We start from the raw sequence: 24,601 nt of genomic DNA on the forward strand, positions 1-24,601 counted from the left end.
TTTAAAATCAAGTTGAATTTAGTCACCGTTGACTGTTAAGGCGCCTCGATCATAGCGATTGCGCGATTCTGATAATTCAAAGGGACGGCCGTCTTCTAAAAACGCTTTTTGTTGAATACATAAAACGGGATCGTCGATGGCACAGTCAAGATATTTCATATCGTAGGCATCAGATTTTTCTGCGGTAATGATCCGATCGTCCTTGCCAATTTTAAGCCCCAGCTCATTTTGAATATAGGAGTAAACTGATTTGTGCAGAATATCCATTGTGATTCCGGGGATGCGCTTAATCGGCATGACGGTATATTCCAACCTAGCTGGTTTTCCATTTAAGATACGTTGTCTAATAATGTCATAAACCTCATCATTTTTGTCTAGACATAAAGCTTTGCATTCTTCAGCGCTCGGCCGTCGAATATTAAACGAAATTACATTGCTAGTTAATAGAAAGGCGCTATTGACATGTCTGGTGAAGCCGGTATGTTCGTTGACACCAGAGTTAAGAAAAATATCAGGAATCGACTTGCTAGTAATGAAGGTACCGTGTCCCTTGACAGCTTTGATTAATTTTTTGCTTTGCAAAATTTTAAGAGCATGAACAATAGTTACTCGGCTAGTATGATATTTCTTAGCCAAATCAAATTGCTCAGGCAACTGTCTAACATACTTCTTTTCAATAATATCTTTTTCTATATCATTGGCTATTTCTTGATAACGACTCAAGGGTAAGCCTCCTCTCTATTGTAAAGGGAAATGTTTCATTGCTATTTTACCAGTTTTCTTTATAATTGTGTAAGCGGTTGCTAATTTTTATACAAAAATTGTAAGCAATTTCATAAGTAAAGTGGTATGCTTTACATGTAGCGGTTATTTGTAAGCCTTTTATCGTATAATATTCGTAGTTATATGATTAAGATGAGGAAACTATGAATAAGAAAGTTTTAGTAGGAATATCTACACTATTTTTAATGACAACGCTGACTGGTTGTAGTCAAGTGCATTTTGGAAAAGATGCAGTTACAATCGGCAGTGAGAAAAAGGAAAGTTTTCAAACTAAGGTAAAAAAGGCACAATCTTCAAGTAAGAAAACTGTGCCGAAAAAGAAAAAAGTAGTTAAAAAGAAAAACACAAAGAAAGTCACTAAGAAAAAGACCAAGGCTCCTAAGAAGAAAATTGTAAATAAGTGGGATACCGCAAAGACGCAAAAATTGCAAAAAGCTGTTAATCAATGGGGTAAGGCAATGGGACAAAATTATCGTTTTTATGATGGTAAACGTGTTTTGAAAACTAAAAATGGCCCCACTTATCCTGACGTTCTTAAGAAGAATAGATTTTTACTTAATAAAAAGGTTATCAAGATTGGCTATAGTCCACTAGGAAAAAATAATTATCAATATAATATTGTAGCCATTGCTAATGAGGACTTTAAGTCATGGCATAATACCTATTTATTCTGCTTGATGAAGAATAAACCAGTTATTTTATTAGATCAATCTAAAAATGCTAATCCAGTAATAGTTAAAGTAGTAAAAGATAAGGAGCTAAATAAAGATTTTAGCAAGATATATACTGAAAAATAATAATTAAAGATAAAACAAAAAAGCATGTAGAAATTAATCTACATGCTTTTTGTTGAAATTGTACTCGGTTAATCGAAATTAATCGTGGTCAACATCATCTGGGAAGAATGCAAGACGTTCGCCCTTGCCAAGTTCTTCTTCGATTTCAAGCAAACGGTTGTACTTTTCAACACGTTCTGAACGAGCTGGAGCACCAGTCTTAAGTTGACCACCGTTGATAGCAACAGCCAAGTCAGCGATGAAGGTGTCACCAGTTTCACCTGAACGGTGAGAAATCATAGTGTTGTAGCCGTTCTTACGTGACATACGGATAGTTTCAAGAGTTTCAGTAACAGTACCGATTTGGTTCAACTTGATTAATGAAGCGTTGCCGGCACCTTCCTTGATGGCCTTCTTCAAAAGTGCTGGGTTAGTACAAATGAAGTCGTCAAGAACGATTTGGATACGGTCCTTGTGTGATTGAGTGAACTTAACCATACCGTCAACATCGTTTTCGTCGTATGGGTCTTCCATTGACATTAATTCTGGGAATTCGTCAAGAAGCTTGTCGTAGTATGCAGCTAATTCTTCATCGTCAAGAACCTTGCCTTCAAGGTGGTACTTGCCGTCTTCTTTGTTGTAGAAGTATGAAGCAGCACAGTCACATGCAATACCGATATCTTCGCCTGGCTTGTAACCAGCCTTAACGATTGATTCGTGTAAAGCCTTCAAAGCTTCTTCTGAGTTCTTCATGTTAGGTGCGAAACCACCTTCGTCACCCAAGCCAGTTTCGTAACCCATGTCTTCAAGAACTTTCTTCAAAGTATGGTATACGTTAACGATCTTTTCGAAACCATCACGGAATGAAGTCTTAGCAATTGGAGTGATCATGAATTCTTGGATGTCGATACCGTTGTCAGCATGTTCACCACCGTTGATAACGTTGTGGAAAGTTTGTGGCATTTCAAGATCAATACCGCCAAGGTAACGGTAAAGAGGTTGTTGACTAGCCTTAGCTGCAGCAACAGCAGTAGCCATTGATACACCTAAGATAGCGTTAGCACCAAGACGACCCTTGTTTGGAGTACCGTCTAAGTCGATCATAGTTTGGTCAATCTTAGGTTGGTTAAATGGGTCCATACCCTTTAAAGCGTCGTTAATTTCAGTGTTAACATTGTTAACAGCCTTTGAAACGCCCTTACCGCCAAGACGTGAACCACCGTCACGTAATTCAACGGCTTCGTTTTCACCAGTTGAAGCACCTGATGGAACTTCAGCCTTACCTACGACACCGTTTGAAAGGGTAACGTGAACTTCAACAGTTGGGTTACCACGTGAGTCAAAAATTTCGAGTGCGTGTACATTTTCAATAACTGATTTGAGCATTATAAACCTCCTCAAAAATTATGGCATGTAACAAAAATTTTGCATGCCATACGGAACAATTTTTGTCCCGCTTACAATTCAAATTTTAGCCTAACTTTGTGATCATGTAAACATATGAAAGCGGTTTACATTTTAAAAATTAATAAAGACAATAATAAATTACTATATCAACGCGCTATAATACATGTATTAAAATAATTGTTTATGATAAATAAGGAATTCGATTATGGAGAATATTAAATTAATTATTGATTCTAGTAGCAATATGAAAAGCGATCCTGACCACAACGTGGAAGTAGTACCTTTGACTATTTCTTTTGGCGGTAAGGATTATATTGACGATCAAAATTTGAATATCAGAGAATTTTTGAATGATATGAATCAAAATCAAATTGCCGGTAAGACTACTTGTCCTAGCATTCAAGCTTGGCTTAATGCACTAGAAGGTACCGAAAAAGCTATCATCATCACGATGACTAGTGGTATGAGTGGTACTTTTTCCTCAGCACTTCAAGCAAAAACAATGTATGAGGAAAAGCATCCCACCAGTCAAATTATTGTAGTTGACTCAAGAAGTGCGGGCCCTGAATTAACTATTGTTTTGCACGGTATTGAGAAAATGATTCAAGGCGATATCCGCTTTGTTGATCTCGAAGAAGTAATTGCCAAATTCAGAATGCGTACGCATTTGCTCTTTATTCTGCAATCACTACATAATTTGTCTCTGAATGGGCGTGTCTCACCAGTCGCAGCCAAGGTTGCCGGTCTTTTGAAAATCAACTTGATCGGTACGGCAAGCAAGGAAGGTAAGCTTGAACCATTAACTAAGGCTAGGGGTATGAAAAAAGCAATACGTGAATTGCTTAAATACATGAAGGACGACAATTATCATGGCGGTGAAGTGATTATTGACCACTGCGAAAATGAAAAAGATGCCGAGATTATCAAAGATAAGATCTTGGCTGAATATCCTGATGCTCAAGTTACGATCCGTCCAATGCGCGGCCTTTGCAGTTTTTATGCTGAAGAGGGCGGAATTATGGTTGGTTTTCACGAATAAAAGATAAATTAAAATAAAACGAGTATGTTCCAAGAAACATACTCGTTTTTGTTTAGAGTGCTAAAAACAATTGTTGTGAAATGCTAAAGCAAACGATTGCCAAACTAGTTGCACCAATTATGTCTGATGGGTAATGGGCTTTTAAACTCAAGCGAGAAATGATTACCATTATCCAAACAGCAATAACTGTGATGATGAAGGCGAGTCCTAAATCTTTAGCAAAAAGCTGCAATAGAATTAGCCCCATGGTCGTTGCTCCTAAAACGTGCCCACTAGGGAAGCTGTAGCCTTCTTCCATGTTTGAGTGGAGAATAGGACGCTTGCGCCGGATCAATCTCTTTAAAATGATGCCGGAAATATCCGCAAAACCTAAGGTACCCAATACCCAAAGTGCAGTTAAATTGCGCTCTTCATTTAACAAAAGGCCAGCTAAGAGCACGTCCCAAACGACCATCAATTTGGGATCGTTAATAAAGGCAATTACTTGCCATTTGTAACCACTGCGTTTTTTAACTAATTGATGGTGTAGCCAGTGGTCAAATAGATTAAAACGACGTGAGGTCTTGATATTAAAAATGAGTAACAATAAAACAGTTGCTGCAAGGAGCAACACTAAATAATTATTCATTGATGCACAATATCCCCAATAACTTATTTGTAAAATCTATTTTAACCGCAAAAGAAAAAATAATGCTAATCTTTAAACAAAATTAACATTATTTGCGCAATTTTTAGTTTTGATGATTAAATTTACCTTTAGTGAGCATATCGTAAGTAATTAAATCACTGCTGTCTAAATCTTCTTTATTCATATCAACTACGTTGATTTGCTTATTAGTGTAAGTAGTGTAGTAGAAGATACCTTTATCCAAATTGATACCATCAGAGTAAATAGTGTACTCAAAAGCATCTGGGCCGACTTGATCCAGGCCTTTTTGTTGTTCTACTGAATGCAGAATATGGAAGTAAGTGTCTACGTTTTCTTCTTCAGAATCGGAAGTAGGGGCGTTAAACTTGTTGAAGGCTACTCTGACAAAACGGGATTCTGAATCCATACCACCTGGCAAATTGCGTGAACCTAAGCCGCGGCTGTAGCCGTCCATTTTAACTTGATCTGAGAAGTTGTTCTTTGGCATTGCGGCAGAAACATCTGCGTAGTTGTTTAAGTTGAACAATTGCTTAGGGAATTGTGGGTTGTTAGTTAAGCAGCCAACAGGATTATCGTAAACGTGCATACCGTCTGCATCAGTTTCAACAACAATAGAAACACCAGTTTTATCTGCAATGATCCAGTGAAGTGGGGATGCTTGCATCTTGTCACTGAAGTTCTTCTTGGTAATGTTGATGGTAGATAATAATTTCTTAGCTTCTGCAACAGTAGCTGCTTGGCCTAAGATCCAAGGAATAAATTCGAATGAAGCAATATTGTCTTTGCCTTCTTTTACGTCGTAGTAAATGGCGTTATCTGGATAGTTAAGACCGACCATTCCTAAGCCTTTTTCGTTAGCTGCATCAAAGTATAATGGGTAACTATCTGCATTTAATGCAATACCAACCATTGCATAGTGATGATCGATTTTAGGCATGTCACGAAACTTGAATACGTAGTCGCGTGGAGTAATAACAACTTGTTGTCCAAAAGTAACTTCAAGGTCAAGGTTGCGGCCAAAGTAGTGATCCCTTGGACTAAATATAATAGATGTACACATAATTGTTCTCTTTTCTATCAACTATATCTAAAAATAGAGTACCGATATGATGCTTTAGGGATAGTTTAGCACAATAAATTTTGAAATTATATAAAATTCTAGTTTGTTTTTGATTATCTATAATAATGAGTTATAATGATAACGTTATGGAGTGTTGGCAGAGTGGTAATGCACCGGACTCGAAATCCGGCGAACCAAGTTTTCCTTGGCGCGCAGGTTCAAATCCTGTACACTCCTTAGAATTTTTAGCAAACTACCATGTAATGAATGGTAGTTTTTTTTCTTTTTCTCTTGACAAATCATCAAGTTTAAAATTAAATTTATCGAAGAATATTTTAATAGGATAGAACTGATTTTTTTGGAGTTGTTATATGAGTAAAAAGAATAACGCACCCCAACTGCGCCGTACCATGTCTGCTGGCCAAATGGAGATGATCTCACTTGGTGGAGCAATCGGTGTCGGCTTATTTATGGGGTCAACATCAACTATTAAATGGACTGGTCCGTCCGTATTATTAGCCTACATGTTTGTTGGGTTAATCTTGTACATTGTCATGAGAGCTCTAGGGGAAATGCTCTATGTCAACCCAGGTACTGGTTCATTTGCTGATTATGCAACAGAGTATGTGCATCCCTTAGCTGGGTATCTTGCCGAGTGGGCGAATGTCTTTGAATACATCGTCGTAGGGATGTCCGAAGTTGTTGCCGCAACCGAATATCTAAAATATTGGTGGCCGAATATCAGCGTGCTTTGGTCGGGGATAATAATTATCGCCTTTCTTTTGTCAGCTAACCTTGCAAGTGCCAAAGCCTATGCGTCCTTGGAGTTTTGGTTTGCTATGATCAAAGTCGTTACCATTATTTTAATGATCATTTTAGGCTTTATCGTTATCTTCTTTGGCGTGGGTAACGGTGGTAAACCTACCGGTTTTAGCAATCTATGGGCACATGGTGGTTTCTTTACCGGTGGTTTTAAAGGTTTCTTCTTCTCTATGTCTATTATTGTAGGTTCTTATGAAGGTATTGAACTTTTAGGAATTTCTGCAGGGGAAGTTGCCAACCCACAAGAAGCAATTGTCAAAAGTGTTAAATCTGTTTTATTCAGAATTTTGATCTTCTATGTTGGTGCCATCTTCGTAATTGTGACTATTTACCCATGGGATCAATTGAGTAGTCTGGGGTCACCATTTGTAACTACTTTTGCTAAAGTGGGAATTACCGCAGCTGCCTCAATTATTAACTTTGTGGTGTTAACGGCTGCGCTTTCGGGTGCCAACTCAGGTATTTATTCTTCAAGTCGAATGCTGTTTAAATTGTCACATGATAAAGAAGCCCCTGGAATTTTCAAGCACATTTCTAAGCGAATTGTTCCAGATCGTGCAATTATGGGTATTTCAGGTGGTATTTTTATCGGTTTTGTTTTAAATGTAATTGCTTCACAATTTAATCATTCAGCTTCTGATTTGTTTGTAGTAGTTTTCAGTTCATCAGTTTTGCCGGGAATGATTCCATGGTTTGTAATCTTGTTAGCTGAACTTAGATTTAGAAGACACAATAAGGACGTAATGGCAAATCATCCATTTAAGTTGCCACTATATCCATTTTCAAATTACTTCGCATTCTTAATGCTCTTAGTCATCGTTGTCTTTATGTTTATCAATCCGGATACTAGAATTTCCGTTATTGTGGGTGCCTTAGTATTGATTGCTGCGACAATCGTATATTTGGTAAGACATAAAGGTGAATTTAAGAAAAATTAGAAGAAAAATCCCAAATTAAGTTTTGGGATTTTTTTCTTTGCTTAATTTATATAAACTACTAAATATGACTATATCGCATTATCAAAACCACTATATCTATGGTATTGTAATAGAAAATGATTTTTTGAAAGGTGAACAAAAATGGCGATTCTTGAACAACCATATTTAGATCTATTGCAGAAAATTATGACAGAAGGATATGATAAGGATGATCGAACGGGGACAGGTACTAGGAGTTATTTCGGTGCTCAAATGCGTTTCGATCTTTCGCAAGGTTTTCCATTGTTGACTACTAAGAAGTTGCCATTTGGCCTGATTAAAAGTGAGTTGTTGTGGTTTCTAAGAGGAGATACTAATATTCGCTTTTTATTAGAGCATAATAACCATATCTGGGATGAATGGGCCTTTAAAAATTGGGTTAATAGCAGCGAATATCAAGGTCCCGATATGACGGATTTTGGCTTGCGCAGTCAAAGTGATCCAGAGTTTAACAAGATTTATCAAGCAGAAATGAAAAAGTTTGATCAACGGATTTTGGATGATGAAGATTTTGCTAAGAAGTATGGCAACTTAGGCGATGTCTATGGTGCGCAGTGGCGACATTGGGAAAAGCGGGAAGGCGGATTTATTGATCAGATTGCCGATGTGATCAAGCAAATTAAGGAAACGCCAGATTCACGCCGCATGATTGTTACCGCTTGGAATCCTGAAGACGTTCCGACTAGTGCACTTCCACCTTGCCATGTCATGTTTCAGTTTTATGTGGTTGATGGCAAAATCAGTGTACAGCTTTATCAACGATCAGGGGACATGTTTTTAGGCGTGCCATTTAATATTGCATCATATTCGCTTTTACTTAATTTGATTGCTCGAGAAACGGGTTTGCAAGTTGGTGAGTTTATTCATACATTGGGGGATGCCCATATTTATCGCAATCACTTCAAGCAAGTTGAAGAATTGCTTAGCCGTAAGCCGTATGATTCACCACAATTATGGCTTAATCCTGAAAAGAAAAATATCGAAGATTTTGAAATGAAGGATATTAAAGTGGTTGATTATCAGCATCATGGCACGATTAAGGCGCCGGTTGCAGTTTAGGAGGACGCGATGATCGAGTATGTTTGGGCAGAAGACCAAAAACATCAGATAGGATTAGACGGACATTTGCCATGGCATTTGCCAGCAGATCTGCATCATTTTAAAGAGAAAACCATTGGTCATCCAATTATCATGGGTAGAAAAACTTTCATGAGTTTGCCAAGATTATTGCCTCAGAGAAAGCATATCGTTTTAACTCATGATCAAGATTTGAAAAAGAAGTACCAAGATAATGATCAGGTATTGATTGTTAATTCGGTTGCTGAATTAAATGATTATATTCAAAATCATCAGGGTGAAAAGCTTTGCGCGATTGGTGGGGTGTCAATTTTTAAGACATTGCTTGAGCAAGTAGATGTTTTGGAAAAAACGGAGATTGACGCTACTTTTGAAGCAGATACTGTTATGCCAGAGATAGATTATGATCAGTTTAAGTTGGTGAAGAAAAAACATCATGAAGCCGATGAAAAGAATAAATATCCTTATACTTTTTTGACTTATCAGAGAAAGAATTAAAATAGAGAGCACGTTACTATGATTGTTAGTAACGTGTTTTTACATCTAAAATTTTAGCTAATGCTTTACTATGAATTCATAGTGAAATCCTATATAATTTAGTTATATTAAGGGGAACGCTATGACTACTTCAATTAAGAACTATACCAACACTTTCAATATTAGAGGCAAAGAAATCAAAATAACTGCGCCTGCATGATTTGATGATAGTACTCAAAAAGTTGTTCCAGATATGACTCTAGATAATGCAGCTATAAAGATAGCTCAAGATAAATATCGTGAAATGTTTGATTTCGTTAAACCTGAAGAGATTAAAGCATTACGACAAAAGTGGAATTTAACGTAAAAGCAATTTGCAAAAGTAATAAGGTGGAGGGAGCCCTTCTACTGTAGCTTTATATGAAGTAGGTGAAATTCCTACTAAAAGTAATAATCGGCTACTAAAAATGATGATCAAAGATTAAAATGTAATGAAAGAATTCATTGTTGAAAGTAAGGCCGATAGTGATTTAGAAGAACTGTAAAGAAAAAATTAAATCCATTAAAAAAGAGCTTGCAAGTTGCGGGCTCTTTTATTTCTTCGGTATAATAGTACGTAAAAATATTTACTTAGGAAAAGAAAATGAACGAAGAAAAGACAAATTTAGAAACAGGATTAACTACAGCTGAAGTTGAACAAAAAATTGCAGCTGGAGAAGTCAACAAAGCTGTTGACGATCAATTTAAAACAAATAAGCAAATTATTCGTGAAAATGTTTTTACCTACTTTAACTTGATTTTCTTAGTTCTATCTATTTTGCTGGTAGTGGTTGGAGCATATAAGGATTTGACCTTTTTGCCAGTAATTATCTTGAACACCGTGATCGGGATTGTACAAGAAATTCGAGCAAAGAAAATTTTAAGCAAGTTAAATGTGATGAATGCCACGGATATTGGAGCCTTGCGTAATAGAAAAGAAGAGCAAGTTCCGATTGAAAAACTGGTTAAGGGCGATATTGTCTTATTGAAAACTGGGGATCAGATTCCTGCCGATGGTCAAGTCATTAAAGGAAATATCCGCGTCAATGAATCACTGTTAACAGGTGAATCCGATGAAATTACTAAAGAAGTGGGCGATGAATTGATGTCTGGTTCTTTCGTAGTTTCAGGTTCTGCATACATGCAACTAGAAAAAGTTGGTAAAGAAAGCTATATTTCTAAATTAACTATTAAAGCAAAAGCCATGGGAAATAGTGAGCAATCAGAGATGGTTCGCTCCATTAATAAATTGATTAAATGGGTCGGAATCATTATTATTCCCCTGGGAATAGCCCTCTTTTCAATGAGCTTTTTCGTTAATAAAATGTCGCTTTACCGCAGCATCGTTTCCATGGAAGCAGCCATTATCGGGATGATTCCAGAAGGCTTATACCTTTTGACAACGATTGCGTTGGCTCTTTCTGCTGTAAGATTGGCACGCAAACAGGTAATGCTGCATGATATGAAGAGTGTTGAAACTCTAGCTCGCGTTAACGTATTGTGCGTTGACAAAACTGGTACAATTACTGAGCCAAAAATGAGCGTGGAAAAGGCTGTTCCTTCCAAAAATTATCAAGGTGACTTGGATAATGTAATTGGTGATTTTGCTCAAAATATGCCAGCTGATAATGCTACGATGAAGGCTGTTCACGGCTTTTTCACTCAAAATAATGGCAAAAAAGCCAGCAGCATTTTACCTTTTACCTCTGTTAATAAATACAGCGGCGTCATTTTTGACGATCATACCTTATTAATTGGGGCACCAGAAATGGTGTTGAGAGACCAATTTGAGGAATACCAAGCTGAATTTGAAAAATATGCCAAGACTGGTTATCGTGTCTTAATTGTGGCCGACTATCCTGGAATTTTAACTGAAGATGATTCTAAGTTGACTAAGCCAGTTGAAGTCTATGGCTACATTCTTTTGACTAATCCGATTAGAAAAGAAGCTAAAGCAACCTTTGAATACTTTGCTAAACAAGGTGTGGCTATTAAGGTGATCTCCGGTGATAATCCTGTCACGGTTTCGCGAGTAGCGCAGCAAGCCGGTATCCAAAATTCAGATGCATATATTGATGCTTCCGAAATTCCAGAAGATGGTTATGAAGAAGCTGTTCAAAATTATAGTGTCTTTGGCAGAGTGAAACCAGAACAAAAACGTAAATTTGTTAAGGCTTTACAAAAACAAGGTAATACTGTGGCAATGACAGGCGATGGTGTTAATGATATTTTGGCTATGAAGAAAGCAGACTGTTCAATTGCGATGGCATCCGGTAACAGTGCGGCTGTTCAAGCCTCTCAAGTAGTATTGCTTGATTCAAATTTTGCTAGAATGCCTAAGGTGGTAAATGAAGGTCGGCGCGTAGTTAATAACATTCAGCGTTCAGCCAGTTTGTTCTTGGTAAAGAATATCTTCTCATTTTTGATGGCTATCTTCTCACTCGTAATGGTCATTGATTATCCATTACAGCCATCACAGATTACCTTGATTTCTGCCTTCACCATTGGCTTACCATCATTCTTGTTGGCTCTAGAAAGTAATCACAATAGAATTCGCGGACAATTTATTCCCAATATTTTGGCAAGAGCAATCCCTGGTGGGGTAACCGATATGCTGGCGGTAAGTATTTTGGTGGTTGCAGGCGGCTATATATCGCTTGATCATAATGATGTAGGTACAACGGCAACACTTTTATTGGTGGCAGTGGGAATGATGGTACTTTACCACATTTCAGCTCCATTAAATAAATTCCGTTTATGCGTAATGATTGGATCATTCGCCGGGTTAGTTTTAGCGATTATCTTCTTACACAATCTGTTCTCACTGACCATGATTTCTGATAAGGCAATGTTCATTCTATTTATCTTGTTCTGTGCGGCAACTACAATTTTCCGCTGGTTATCAAGAATTTTGGATGGTGTGCAAGAAGTATTGGTTGTCTTTGATCAAAAGGGCAAGAATATGACTTTTGCGGAACTGCATGAAGCTTATCAACGCGGGCGCAAGAGCGTTCAATAAAAAAATTAAGAGCTATCTGTTTAAAAAAGCAGATAACTCTTTTTCATTATCTTAATGATTTACGATAACCAGCACGTCTAGCAGCAGCTTCTGAAGGGAAGTAAACTGCATTGGCTGAACTCATATGATAGTTTTCACCACTGGCAACATGATAAATCTTGCTGCGTTTGTTACCAATTACACGGTAATTTGCAGTAGAAATCTTGTGCTTAATGTTATGAATGGTTCTTGCTTTAGTCACATGATGGCTTCTAGCTTTTACATGTTCAGCAATCGTACTTGAACCATGTTTAACGCGACTAGTACCATCTTTGTAGTTTAAGATTACGCCAGGTTGCTCATTGAAAATATAAACATTGAAATCAACAGCATTGCTGCCGATTGATTTAGCTTCCATTTCAACACCGTTTGCTAACAAGTCATTACCTTTGAAAATTGGTGTAACTCTGTAGCGAACGTAATTACTTGAAGAGTCTTTCAAATAATTGGCAACTTCATTTTCGTACTTGAGCATGTCTGGATCGTTTAATTCACGTGTTCCAGTAATTAGGTTGCGCGGATTATTATTTTGACCGGTTAATTGATAGCCAACTAGGTGACAACGGTTGTAAAGCCAGCCACTAGCAATGCGTTTGTTGTGCCAACCAGTTGGATCCCAAGTCAAACCAGCTCTTGGACTATGGGGCATCAATCTCCTATTCAAAAGGGCATTAGCCGCCTGAGCTCTATTTAAGTAATCTAAATTACTGTATTTTTGCCAGGGACCATTTTTCTTTGACAACGTACTTTTAGAGAAGCGCGGTTCATTATGGTCGACCGTAACAATTTCTTGTTTATGAAATTTCAGATTAGCGAGTGATTTATCTGAAACGGCATAAACGGTTTGGTTATTGCATGGGACATTAGTATTGGCAAAGGAAATCAAGCCTACTGCCGCTACTAATAAGAGAGCCAAACTTCGAAAGTGATTTTTCTTCATTTCTTTCTCCTTAGCAATTATTAAATTATAAGATATAATCACATTATAAAATAAAACCGCTTACTCAGAAGAATAATTAAAAATATGTTGACTAGATTAAAAAATGATGATAACTTATTTATAACAAATTATTAATCAAACATCTTGAAGAGCTGAGTAACTAGTTTCCTATTTATAAAGAGAGCTAACGTGGTGGTGAAAGTTAGCAAATAGGCTCTAGCGAATATGGGCTTGGAACGATGACTGATAGTGATATTTAGCTATCAGCGGATTTGTACCCGTTAACAGTGCAGGCTATTAATTTGATAGCTAATGAGATTTATCGCGTGAGTGATAAATGAATTAAAGGTGGTAACACGAGCATTCGTCCTTTTAGGATGAATGCTTTTTTATTTTCATTATTAGGAGTTGAGTTACATGCGTAAGCGTAGACGGAGAAATACAATTATTTGGACAATTATCGGCGTTTTAATCTTAATTGCTGGTTGGTTTAGTTTTGGACCAGGAATTCCAAGTAAAACCCAAGCCAAGACTGTAACAGTTGGTGTTGTCTCACAAAGTAAACAAGATGCAGCTATTTGGAAGAGCGTTGCTCAAACGGCTAAAGATAAATATGGTATTACGATTAAGATAAAGAATTTTACTGATTACAACCAGCCAAACAAGGCTTTGAAATCTGGCGATGTTGATTTGAATGCTTTCCAACACTACGCCTTCCTTAAAGCATGGAACAAGTCAAATGGTGGTGGTGTAGTTCCAATCGGTAAAACTTATATTGCACCAATTCGTTTGTACTCTAAGAAATACAAGAAGTTGTCTCAATTGCCAGATGGTGCAACTATTGCCATTCCAAATGATGCAACTAATGAATCAAGAGCATTGTTTGTTCTTAAAAACGCTGGCTTAATCGGTTTAAGAAAGGGCAAGACACTTGTTACTGTAGCCGATATCACTAAGAACCCACGCAACCTTAAGTTAAAGGAAGTTGGTGCTGAACAAACTGGTCGAGTAATCAACTCAGTTGATGCTTCAGTAGTTAACAACGACTATGCTGGTCCAGCTGGTTTAGGCGATAAGCAAACTATTTACGTTGAACCAGTTAACAAAGATTCTAAGCAATGGATCAACATCATTTGTGCTAAGAAGGGTCAAGAAAACAACCGACTTTACAAAGATGTGGTTAAGGCCTACCAAACCGAAAAGACAAAGAAGATGACTAAGCACTACTACGGTAATTCACAAATTGCTGCTTGGGATATCAAGATTAAGTAGGAGGGGTTAGAATGAGCATTATTCAATTATATCATATTGATATAGATTTTCCTCAAAAAAAGGGTAAAGTTGTCAAAGCAGTTAGCGATGTAACTTTGCACGTTGAAAAAGGCGATATTTATGGAGTTGTCGGTTTCTCTGGTGCCGGTAAGTCAACCTTGGTTAGAACGATTAACCTCCTGCAACATCCTAGCAAGGGTAATATCAAGGTCAACGATGTCGATTTTGTTAAAGAGGGCAAACAAGTTATTTCTAATAAACAATTGCAACTGGAACGTCGAAAAATCGGCATGATTTTCCAAGGCTTCAACCTATTAAATGAAACAACGGTTTTAGAAAATGTTGCTTTTGCATTAAAGCATGCAAAACTTTCCGATGAAGAATTAGAAAAACGTTCATTAGAATTGCTTGATTTAGTTGATTTGAAAGATAAGGCTAACTTTTATCCAGTTGAATTATCAGGTGGTCAGCAACAAAGAGTAGCTATTGCTCGTGCTTTGGCTAACCACCCCGATATCTTGATCTCTGATGAAGCTACTAGTGCGCTTGATCCACAAAATACACAACAAATTTTGGATCTATTGAAGCGACTCAATAAGCAATTAGGTTTGACTGTAGTTTTAATCACCCACGAAATGGATGCCGTTAAGAAGATCTGTAATAAGGTTGCTGTAATGGAACACGGTAAGATGATTGAAAAAGGCAATTTGCGTCAAGTCTTCTTGCATCCTAAGAAGGAATTGACTAAACGCTTTGTTGGTGGTGGCCTTGAAGCTATTCAAACTTTAGAGGCCTTGAACCTTGGCAAACTAGAAGCAAATGAAGAGGTATATCAACTGGTTTACAGCATTGCCAATGTGACTAAGTCCATCATTATTGAACTTTACCGTCAAATTGGAGTAGAGGTTTCAATGCTTTATGGTAACGTGGAACTGTTAAATGGCGAAGCGATCGGTACTTTGGTTGTTTTGGTTAAAGGGGATGCCGATAAGCAAAAGCAAGCTAGAGAATTCTTGGAGAAGCAAAACGTTACTTTGACTAGATTGGATGAAAAGGGGAATTTAGATGATTAGTTGGTTTGAAAAAGTTTGTCCAAATGTCGTACAACTCGGCTGGGGCGGAGACGCTGGCTGGGGAACTAGTATCTTTCAAACATTATTCATGACTTTTTGGGCCACAATCTTCGGTGGCATTCTCGGAATTATTTTTGGTGTTTTGCTTGTTGTAACCAAAGAAGACGGTATTCGTCCAAACAAGTTCTGGTATAACGTTTGCGATAAGATAGTTTCAATTTTTAGAGCTATTCCATTTGTAATCTTGCTTGCCTTTGTTGCACCTGTTACGCAAAAGATTGTTGGTACTCAAATCGGGATGAAGGCAGCCTTAGTTCCATTAACTTTAGGTGTTTTCCCATTCTACGCTCGTCAGGTACAAGTTGCCCTTGAAAGTGTTGACACAGGTAAAGTAGAGGCTGCTCAAAGTTTAGGCGCAACTGTTTCAGATATCATTTTTGATGTTTACTTACGTGAATCACGTTCAGAATTAATCCGCGTTTCAACAGTAACCATCATTTCATTGATTGGTTTAACTGCAATGGCTGGTGCCATCGGTGCCGGTGGTTTAGGTAACACAGCTATTTCATATGGTTACAATCGTTTTAACAATGACGTTACCTTAGTTGCTACTGTCTTAGTAATTATTTTGATTTTTATTGTACAAATTGTTGGTGACTTCTTTGCTAAAAAGATGAACCATCAAAATAGGTAGAAATTTTTAAGATGAGATCTAGGCTATCCTAGATCTTTTTTCTTTAATTGAAAAAGAAAGCCTTTACAGGTATCATAAAAGGTGATTGAAAACTAACAAAAACCTTATGCTTATGTAAGGAGGAAAAATAATGAGCGAAGAAGAATATCGTATTGAAAGTGATACTATTGGCCCTGTAAAAATTCCTAAGGATGCTTTGTGGGGTCCACAAACAGAAAGAAGTCGCAATAACTTCCCAAGCGGTGAATTAATGCCAATTCAAATCATCCGTGCCTTTTTGCATTTGAAGAAGGCGGCAGCTGAATCAAACGTTGAGGTTGGGGATGAACCTAAAGAAAAAGGTGAAGCAATTGAAGATGCAATTGATCATCTTTTAGCACTTAATGATACAGATTTAAGAAAAGACTTCCCATTACACGTACTTCAAACTGGTTCAGGTACTCAAAGTAACATGAACGTTAACGAAGTAGTGGCTAACTTGGCCAACAAGCTTCACCCAGGTTTAGGTATTTTGCCTAACGATGATGTTAACCGTGGTCAATCATCTAATGATACTTATCCAACTACTATGAATATCGTTGCTGTTGAAGCCTTAGACAAGCTTGAACCTGCTATCAAGCATTTGATTGATGAATTAGTAGTTAAGGAAAAGAAGTACTGGAAAACTGTTAAGGTTGGTCGTACTCACTTGCAAGATGCAACTCCACTTACTTTTGGTCAAGAATTATCTGGCTACATTTCCGCATTGAAACATGATCTTTCATACATTCAAGAATTGAAGCCAACTCTTTATGAATTGGCTATCGGTGGTACTGCTGTAGGTACCGGACTTAACGCTGCACCAGGCATGACTGAAAAGATTGCTGGTAAATTATCAGAAGTATATGGTCACGAATTCAAGGTTAAGACCAACAAGTTCTGGGGCTTAGCTCACCACTCAGGTCTTGATGTAATGCATGGTGCACTTAAGACGCTCGCAGCCGACATGTTTAAGATTGCTCAAGATATCAGATTCTTGGCATCAGGTCCAAGAGCTGGTTACGGTGAATTAAATATTCCTGCTAACGAACCAGGTTCAAGTATCATGCCAGGTAAGGTAAACCCAACTCAAGCCGAAGCTGTAACTATGGCTGCTGCTAAAGTATTTGGTAATGATACCACGATTACTTTTGCTGCAAGTCAAGGTAACTTTGAAATGAACGTCTTTAAGACTGTCATGATTGCTTCATTCCTTGATTCTTGTGATATATTAACTGGTACAATTACTGGTTTTGCTGATAAAATGATACATGGCTTAACTGTTAACGAAGAGCGTATGGATGAATTGCTTGAAAATTCACTTATGACAGTTACTGCTTTATCACCACACATTGGGTACCATGCTGCTGCTAAAATTGCCCAAGCTGCACAAAAAGAGGGCACTACTTTGAAAGAAGCTGCCTTAAAGAGCGGCAAGGTTACCGAAGAGCAATACGATGAATGGATGGACTACATGAAGATGACTAATGTCGACAAGTCCACTCCAGAAGAATAATAGGGGATATTATGCCAAATAATAAAGAATTAAAAAATAAATATGATGCAATAATTGTTGGTTCAGGTGGTACTGGTTTAACAGCAGCACTTCAAGCTCGTGAACTTGGTTTGAATGTTGTTATTTTGGAAAAGAACGGTAAAATTGGTGGTAACACTAGTCGTGCTTCTAGTGGTATGAACGCATCTGAATCATTGGTTCAACTTGATGAAGGAATCATTGACAACAACCGTGACTTTTACGAAGAAACTTTAAAGGGTGGCGGTTTATTAAACGACCGTGCAATGCTTAAGTACTTTGTTAACCACTCTGCTATTGCAATTAGCTGGTTAATGAAATATGGCGTTCGTTTGACTGATTTAACCATTACCGGTGGGATGAGCGTAAAGAGAGCTCACCGTCCAGGTTCAATGGAACCAGTTGGTTTCTATTTGACTTCACGTTTAACTAACCAAGTTAAAAAGGCCGGTGTAGACATCTTTACTGGTGCTAAAGTAACTAAATTGTTGCAAGACAAGAATGGCAATGTTAACGGCGTAGAAGTTGAAACTGATAAAGGCGTTAAAACAATTAAGGCTAAGGCAGTTTTGCTTGCTACTGGTGGCTTTGGCGCTTCTAAAGAAATCATCAAGAAGTATCGTCCAGATTTAGTTGACTACAAGACTACCAACCAACCAGGTGCTACTGGCGATGGGATTAAGCTTGCTAAAGAAATTGGTGCGCAATTGATGCAAATGAACTTTATTCAAGTTCACCCAACTGCAGATACTGATAACCCACACGTTTACTTAATCGGTGAAGGTTTACGTGGTGAAGGTGCTATTTTGGTTAACAAGGCCGGCAAGCGTTTTGTTAACGAATTAAACACCCGTAAAATTGTTTCAAGTGCGATTACTGGTTTAAACGAAGACGGTGCATACTTGGTCTTCGATTCAGGTGTTCGTGCTCATTTTGCAGCTGTAGAATTTTATGACCACATTGGCTTGGTTAAGGAGGGCAGCACTTTGGCCGACTTAGCTAAGGAAATTGATGTTGATCCAGAAAACTTAGCTGCCACAGTAGATGAGTGGAACAAGGCCGTTGAAAACCACAAGGATAAGGAATTTGGCAGAACTACTGGTATGGATCGTGAATTAAACCTTGGACCATACTACGCTATTCACATTCACCCAGCTATTCACTACACTATGGGCGGAATTCATATCAACACCGAAACTCAAGTATTGGATACCAACGGTAACGTAATTAAAGGTCTTTATGCAGCTGGTGAAGTTTCTGGCGGACTTCACGGCAACAACCGTATTGGTGGTAACTCAGTTGCTGAAACGGTTATCTTTGGTCGCCAAGCTGGTATTCAAATGGCTAAATACGCTAGAGAACACAAATAAATCTAACCGAAAAAGAGACAATGAGAGTTGTCTTTTTTTCAATATATTTGTTAAGAAAAGCACAATATTAACGTAATTAATTAATAAATAGTGTCTAATGTAAGCGCTTAGTGTATAATTGGAATATGTAGAAAATTACGTTTATGAAAGGACTAATATAACTTATGAGTAGAAAAGTATTTCTTGTTGGTGATGGTGCCGTAGGTTCAACTTTTGCAAATGACTTATTGCAAAACGCTACTGTTGATGAATTGGCAATTTGCGATGTAGCTAAGGATCGTCCAGTTGGTGACTCAATGGACCTTGAAGATATTACTCCATTTATGGGTCAAACTGATATCCATCCAGCTGAATACAGTGATGCTAAAGATGCTGACGTTTGTGTAATTACTGCTGGTGTTCCTAGAAAACCTGGTGAAACTAGACTTGATTTGGTTGCTAAGAACGTTAAGATTTTAAAGAGCATTGTAGAACCCGTTGTTGAATCAGGATTTAAGGGTGTATTCGTTGTTTCCGCAAACCCAGTAGATATCTTAACTACTTTAACTCAAAAGTTATCAGGCTTCCCTAAGAACCGTGTAATTGGTACTGGTACTTCACTTGATTCAATGCGTCTTCGCGTTGAACTTGCTAAGAAGCTTAATGTTCCAGTTGCCAAGGTTAACTCAATGGTTCTTGGTGAACATGGTGATACTAGTTTTGAAAACTTTGATGAATCAACTGTTGATGGCAAGCCGCTTCGCGACTATGCAGAAATTAATGACAATGTTTTAAGTGAAATTGAAACTGACGTCCGCAAGAAGGGCGGCAAGATCATCGCTAACAAGGGTGCTACATTCTATGGTGTTGCAATGATGCTTACCCAAATCGTTAGTGCCATCTTGGACAACCGTTCAATCTGCTTGCCATTATCAGCACCAATTAACGGCGAATATGGCATTAAGCACGACTTGTACTTAGGTACTCCAACTGTTATCAACGGTGAAGGTATTGAACAAGTAATCGAAACCAAGCTTTCAGATGCTGAAAAGGCTAAGATGCTCAACTCAGCTGATAAAATGCAAGAAGTTTTATCAGGTATTGAACTTTAATTGATATAGATATATTAAGAAAAAGGCGTTCATTGAACGCCTTTTTTTTTTTGCTTGCTAGATAATACAAAAGAAGGTATTATTATGATTAAAGAATTAATAAGAAATTAGAGACTGACGAGGTAGGATATGACAGTTATTTCTGATCAAGAGATCGCAGACTTTTCTGCCGATTTCAATACTAATAGCAAAAATCAAGTTGCTTCACGTGCTGCTCGTCGTAGCGGATTACTTGAAGCATCCTTTAACGATCGCGTTTCAGAACGTTTAAACCATGTTTTTTCAACTGAACTTGATGTAGGTGGCGTAACTGACCAAAAGCATTCTGGTCGTTGCTGGGAATTTGCCACATTGAATGTTTTGCGTCATTACTTTGGCAAGCAAAACAAAGTAAAAGATTTCACTTTCTCACAAGCTTATAACTTTTTCTGGGATAAGATTGAACGTGCAAATGCCTTTTATGATGCAATGATCCGTTTGGCTGATAAGCCACTTAACGACCGCGAAGTGCAATCATGGTTAGCTTTTGCTGGTGAAGATGGCGGCCTTTGGAGCATGGCCATCAACCTAGTTAAAAAATATGGTGTTGTACCTTCATACGCAATGCCTGAAAGTTTTAACTCCAACAATACTACTGGTTTGATCGATTCTTTAGCACGTAAGGAAAGAAAAGATGCTATTGCTTTACGTAAATTAGTGAGTGAAGGCAGTTCACAAGATGAAATTGAAAAGGCTAAGAAGCACTTTTTGAATGAAGTTTACCGCATGGTATCTGTTGCCTTAGGCGAACCACCAAAGAAGTTTGACTTGGAATACCGCGATGACGACAAAAAATATCACTTGGAAAGAGACTTAACTCCACGTGAATTCGTACAAAAGTATTTCAAGGACTTTAAGTTTGATGATTATGTAGTTTTATCAAACTGTCCTAACCACGAATTTAACAAGCTTTACCATATGCCACTTTATGACAATGTTGATGGCGGTGATCAAATTAAGTTTTTGAATGTGCCAATTGAATACTTGGCTCAAGCTGCTGTAGCACAACTTAAATCTGGGGATGCCGTAATCTTTGGTAACGACGTTTTAAAGCAAATGGAAAGAAAGACTGGTTATCTTGATACCGAACTTTACCAAACCGATAAATTATTTGGTGTTGATACCAAGATGAGCAAGGCTGATCGTTTAGCGACTGGCGAAGGTTTTGCTACTCACGATATGACCTTAGTCGGTGTTGATGAAGATCACGGCCACATTCGCAAGTGGAAGGTTGAAAATTCATGGGGTGACAAGTTTGGTCACAAGGGCTTTTACGAAATGAGTCAACCATGGTTTGAAGACTATGTTTATGATGTCGTAGTTAGAAAAGAATTTTTGACTAAGGAGCAAGTTGAACTTGCAGAAGGTCCAGCAGTAGACTTGAAGCCTTGGGATAATATTGGCTAATGTGATATAATTAGAAATGAAAATAGAGGCCGGCATTACGACTGCCGCACCTCTTTAGTGCAAAACCGTTAAAAAACGGTGGTACTGTTTAGGATTAATTAAAAACCGCTAAACTTCTTCCAAAAGCTATTGAAGCGGTTTTTAATTTCGCTATTTTTTTAATGTTCGAATTAGAATAACTAATCGAATAGTCTGGGTGATTAGATATACAAGCTCCGATGCCAGGCAACATAAGAAAAATGTTACACCAAGGATGAATACAAGAAGATTCATCAAGTAAAATTGGTCCTCCTTTCTTTAGAATATGAGCAAAATGATTTACACCATAAGCATCAACTTCTTTCTAAAAGAAGTACCACCGCTAATTTAACTTTTTTGCAGATATAATTTTATCAAACTAATGTTTGTTAAGACAGCGAACAAGTGCAGAAATGCACTTGTTTTTTATGTTTTTTAAAATAAAAAATAACTTTCTTTTTAAAATAGTTTAAATTTCCCTTGAAAGGTATATAATACTATGTGAAAAAATTCATTTTTGAATTGATTTTTTTATTGAATACTCATCAGGGGAGAAAAATGAAAAATTTAGAGAAGGTAAATTATAAAGGCTTCATTTGGCCTTTAGTAGTAGGTATAGTGCTGTGGTTGATCACACCATGGCGACCAAGTGGTTTATCACTTCAAGCCTGGGAAATGTTTGCAATCTTTGTTGCAACGATTGTGGGATGTATCACAAAGCCATTGCCAATTGGTGGTACAACATTGCTCGGAATGGTAGTAACTGTCTTAGTTGGCTTAGCTCCAGTTAAAGACATAGTTAATTCCAAGGGCGTGGTAGTACAAACTGGTATTTTGAGTTCTTTTGGCAACTCTGCTGCTTGGCTAATCGCTATGGCCTTTATCATGGCTCATGGTATTAGCAAGACCGGTTTAGGTAACCGTGTAGCTTACTTAATGATTAAAAAGTTCGGTAAGCGATCAATTGGTATCGGTTATGCCGTTACCGGCTTGGAATTAATCATGGGTGCGCTTATTCCATCTAACAGTGCTCGTACTGGTGGGGTAACTTGGCCTGTAGTTGAATCTATTTCCAAGAGTTACAAGTCTAATCCTCACGATCCTTCAAGAAAGAAGATCGGTGCATACTTAGACTTCACCGCCTTTCACGCTAATATTTTATCAACAGCACTATTTATTACCGGTGCTGCTCCTAACTTGGTTGCTCAACAGATGGCCGCACAAAAGGACTATCAAATGAGCTGGATTAGCTGGTTCTGGGCAGGCTTAGTTCCAGTAATCGTGGCTACATTGATTATTCCAATTGTAATTTACAAGATGTATCCACCTGAGATTAAGGAAACTCCTAATGCTAAAAATTGGGCTGATGGCAAATTAAAAGAGATGGGTCCAATGTCCGAACCTGAAAAGATCATGGCAATTGTCTTTTCTTTAGCTATTTTACTTTGGGTTCTTTCAGGATTCTTCAAGATTCCACAACTTAACTCAGCCTTTGTTGCATTTTTAGCAGTAACGCTTTTATTAATTACTGGTGTGTTAAGCATGGAAGATGCCTTGCATGAAACTGGTGCTTGGAACATTTTGATTTGGCTTTCAATCTTGATCTTCATGGCCGGTAAGTTGATTTCTTACGGCTTTATCGATTGGTTCACCAAGTTTATTCAAAGCGAAGTTCACGGCATCAGCTGGGGCCTTGTTTTAGTAGTACTTATTTTGTTAATGTTCTACACTCACTACTTCTTTGCTAGTGGTACAGCTCACATGACAGCTCTTTATTTGCCATTCTTAACTGTAGCTACTGCAATGGGTGCACCGCTTGGCCTTTCAGCTATGCTGTTAGCATTTACTGGTGTAATTAACGCTTCAACTACTCACTATGCTAACGGTCCTGCTTCAATTTTGGCTACGACAGGCTACGTTAAGCAAAAAGAATGGTGGAAGATGAATTTCATCTTGGGTATTCTCTACATGCTGATCTTTGGTATTGTAGGTTCACTTTGGATGAAGATTATCGGTGTTTGGTAGAAAAAGGCAATCTGGGAAACCAGGTTGCTTTTTTGTGTAATAATAAGGTTAAAACTAAGAATACAAAGAAGGATCAAAATGAAATTTAAAACAAATGATGATGTCATGCTGCATTACAGCGATACAGGGGAAAAAGATCGCTCTGTTTTATTAGGCATCCCCGGTATCGGTGGTTCTAGTCAAATGTGGCAAGACCTAATTGCACTTTTTAATGATCGTTATCGCTTCGTCATGCTTGATCCGCGCAATCAAGGACAATCCGAGCGCACCTACCGCGGTCAGCGAATCAGTCGTCATGCCGTTGACCTGGAAGAATTGATGGAAGAGCTGGATTTGCACGATGTTGTTGCTATCGGTAATTCCATGGGTGCGGCCAACATCTGGGCCTACTTGTCCATTTATGGTAAGGGCCGGCTTAAGGCGATGGTTGATCTAGATCAATCACCTAAGATGATCGCCGACAAGACCTGGCAATATGGCTTTAAGGATTTAACCTGGGATAATTATCCAGAAATGTTAAAATTCGATTTTGGCAAGGCTTTTTACCATCATATTGATGAAAAAATGTTCCAAGATGCCAAGAATGAATATCAAGCTTTTCCTTATAATCCTGAGGAAAACTACAATTGCTTGGTAGAGCATGCGGAACAAGATTGGCGCGATATGATTATGGATAGTCCAGTTCCGATGCTGGTAATTGCTGGTGAAAAATCACCATTCTTTAATCCTGATTTTACGAAGGCAATTAAATTCCTGAATGAGAAGGTTGAAACCGCAATTGTTCCGGAATGTGGGCACTTGCCTCAGGCAGAACAACCAGCAAAAGTTCATCAGATTATTAGTAAATTTTTGCAAAATTTAAAAAACTAAGCACAAATTTGAAATATTAAAACGGCAAGAGTAAACTATTCTTTGTGAAAAAGATTACTTGCTCTTTGATAATAGTAAGGTGGCAT

20 protein-coding genes, 1 tRNA gene and 1 other annotated feature are annotated in these 24,601 nt (G+C 37.9%); of the genes, 16 read left to right on the forward strand and 5 right to left on the reverse strand.

The window, feature by feature from the left end:
- Window positions 1-18 precede the first annotated feature (18 nt).
- Complete coding sequence (locus CP355_RS02890) at window positions 19-723, reverse strand: GntR family transcriptional regulator (RefSeq protein WP_025006149.1); 705 nt, start codon at window positions 721-723, stop codon at window positions 19-21.
- Between the two features lie 203 nt (window positions 724-926).
- On the opposite strand from CP355_RS02890, the gene CP355_RS02895 reads away from it, so the two are divergent.
- Complete coding sequence (locus CP355_RS02895; protein WP_233186976.1) at window positions 927-1,580, forward strand: DUF4767 domain-containing protein; 654 nt, start codon at window positions 927-929, stop codon at window positions 1,578-1,580.
- Between the two features lie 78 nt (window positions 1,581-1,658).
- Here CP355_RS02895 and eno read toward each other — a convergent pair whose 3' ends face one another.
- Window positions 1,659-2,945, reverse strand: a complete 1,287-nt coding sequence (gene eno / locus CP355_RS02900; protein ID WP_025006139.1) for a phosphopyruvate hydratase — start codon at window positions 2,943-2,945, stop codon at window positions 1,659-1,661.
- Between the two features lie 226 nt (window positions 2,946-3,171).
- Here eno and CP355_RS02905 point away from each other — a divergent pair, with 226 nt between their 5' ends.
- Window positions 3,172-4,005 carry a DegV family protein gene (locus CP355_RS02905; protein WP_087175833.1) on the forward strand — a complete coding sequence of 278 codons (834 nt, stop codon included), beginning with the start codon at window positions 3,172-3,174 and terminating at the stop codon, window positions 4,003-4,005.
- A gap of 52 nt (window positions 4,006-4,057) precedes the next feature.
- Here CP355_RS02905 and CP355_RS02910 read toward each other — a convergent pair whose 3' ends face one another.
- Together CP355_RS02910 and bsh are read right to left on the reverse strand one after the other, a co-directional pair.
- Window positions 4,058-4,633, reverse strand: coding sequence for a phosphatase PAP2 family protein (locus tag CP355_RS02910; RefSeq protein ID WP_087175834.1), 576 nt, complete (start codon window positions 4,631-4,633; stop codon window positions 4,058-4,060).
- Window positions 4,634-4,736: 103 nt separating this feature from the next.
- Entirely contained in the window at window positions 4,737-5,714 is a 978-nt protein-coding gene (bsh, locus tag CP355_RS02915; RefSeq protein ID WP_087175835.1) for a choloylglycine hydrolase, read from the reverse strand.
- Window positions 5,715-5,862: 148 nt separating this feature from the next.
- On the opposite strand from bsh, the gene CP355_RS02920 reads away from it, so the two are divergent.
- From CP355_RS02920 to CP355_RS02945, 5 genes are all read left to right on the forward strand, one after another.
- Window positions 5,863-5,951 (forward strand) — tRNA-Ser (locus tag CP355_RS02920).
- Window positions 5,952-6,085: 134 nt separating this feature from the next.
- On the forward strand, window positions 6,086-7,474 hold the full coding sequence (locus tag CP355_RS02925; protein ID WP_087175836.1) for an amino acid permease: 1,389 nt from the start codon (window positions 6,086-6,088) through the stop codon (window positions 7,472-7,474).
- 141 nt (window positions 7,475-7,615) lie between these two features.
- Complete coding sequence (locus tag CP355_RS02930) at window positions 7,616-8,572, forward strand: thymidylate synthase (RefSeq protein WP_098037153.1); 957 nt, start codon at window positions 7,616-7,618, stop codon at window positions 8,570-8,572.
- Between the two features lie 9 nt (window positions 8,573-8,581).
- Complete coding sequence (locus CP355_RS02935; protein ID WP_087175838.1) at window positions 8,582-9,088, forward strand: dihydrofolate reductase; 507 nt, start codon at window positions 8,582-8,584, stop codon at window positions 9,086-9,088.
- Between the two features lie 622 nt (window positions 9,089-9,710).
- Entirely contained in the window at window positions 9,711-12,125 is a 2,415-nt protein-coding gene (locus tag CP355_RS02945; RefSeq protein ID WP_087235601.1) for a cation-translocating P-type ATPase, read from the forward strand.
- A 46-nt stretch (window positions 12,126-12,171) separates the two neighbouring features.
- Here CP355_RS02945 and CP355_RS02950 read toward each other — a convergent pair whose 3' ends face one another.
- Window positions 12,172-13,104: a DNA/RNA non-specific endonuclease gene (locus CP355_RS02950; RefSeq protein WP_098043861.1), complete on the reverse strand. Its 933-nt coding sequence runs from the start codon at window positions 13,102-13,104 to the stop codon at window positions 12,172-12,174.
- A gap of 135 nt (window positions 13,105-13,239) precedes the next feature.
- Window positions 13,240-13,479 (forward strand) — a binding site (T-box leader).
- A gap of 42 nt (window positions 13,480-13,521) precedes the next feature.
- Here CP355_RS02950 and CP355_RS02955 point away from each other — a divergent pair.
- The 9 genes from CP355_RS02955 (at window position 13,522) to CP355_RS02995 (ending at window position 24,515) form a co-directional block, all read left to right on the forward strand.
- A complete protein-coding gene (locus CP355_RS02955) occupies window positions 13,522-14,376 on the forward strand; it encodes a MetQ/NlpA family ABC transporter substrate-binding protein (protein WP_013437716.1) in 855 nt (284 codons plus the stop codon).
- 11 nt (window positions 14,377-14,387) lie between these two features.
- A complete protein-coding gene (locus CP355_RS02960; RefSeq protein ID WP_098043862.1) occupies window positions 14,388-15,449 on the forward strand; it encodes a methionine ABC transporter ATP-binding protein in 1,062 nt (353 codons plus the stop codon).
- A complete protein-coding gene (locus tag CP355_RS02965) occupies window positions 15,442-16,143 on the forward strand; it encodes a methionine ABC transporter permease (RefSeq protein ID WP_013437718.1) in 702 nt (233 codons plus the stop codon). Before CP355_RS02960 ends, CP355_RS02965 begins: the two co-directional genes overlap by 8 nt.
- A gap of 130 nt (window positions 16,144-16,273) precedes the next feature.
- A complete protein-coding gene (locus tag CP355_RS02970) occupies window positions 16,274-17,677 on the forward strand; it encodes a class II fumarate hydratase (RefSeq protein WP_056945423.1) in 1,404 nt (467 codons plus the stop codon).
- Between the two features lie 11 nt (window positions 17,678-17,688).
- On the forward strand, window positions 17,689-19,065 hold the full coding sequence (locus tag CP355_RS02975; protein ID WP_087235598.1) for a flavocytochrome c: 1,377 nt from the start codon (window positions 17,689-17,691) through the stop codon (window positions 19,063-19,065).
- Window positions 19,066-19,229: 164 nt separating this feature from the next.
- A complete protein-coding gene (locus CP355_RS02980) occupies window positions 19,230-20,156 on the forward strand; it encodes an L-lactate dehydrogenase (protein WP_025005791.1) in 927 nt (308 codons plus the stop codon).
- A 129-nt stretch (window positions 20,157-20,285) separates the two neighbouring features.
- Window positions 20,286-21,602 carry a C1 family peptidase gene (locus tag CP355_RS02985; protein WP_087175846.1) on the forward strand — a complete coding sequence of 439 codons (1,317 nt, stop codon included), beginning with the start codon at window positions 20,286-20,288 and terminating at the stop codon, window positions 21,600-21,602.
- A 576-nt stretch (window positions 21,603-22,178) separates the two neighbouring features.
- Window positions 22,179-23,645: a DASS family sodium-coupled anion symporter gene (locus tag CP355_RS02990; protein ID WP_098043865.1), complete on the forward strand. Its 1,467-nt coding sequence runs from the start codon at window positions 22,179-22,181 to the stop codon at window positions 23,643-23,645.
- A gap of 78 nt (window positions 23,646-23,723) precedes the next feature.
- Window positions 23,724-24,515 (forward strand): alpha/beta fold hydrolase, encoded by a 792-nt coding sequence (locus CP355_RS02995; RefSeq protein ID WP_025005793.1) that lies wholly within the window; start codon window positions 23,724-23,726, stop codon window positions 24,513-24,515.
- Window positions 24,516-24,601 lie beyond the last annotated feature (86 nt).

Origin of the sequence: Lactobacillus sp. UMNPBX4 (assembly GCF_002554115.1) — a bacterium.
GTDB classification, from domain to species: Bacteria; Bacillota; Bacilli; order Lactobacillales; family Lactobacillaceae; genus Lactobacillus; species Lactobacillus gallinarum.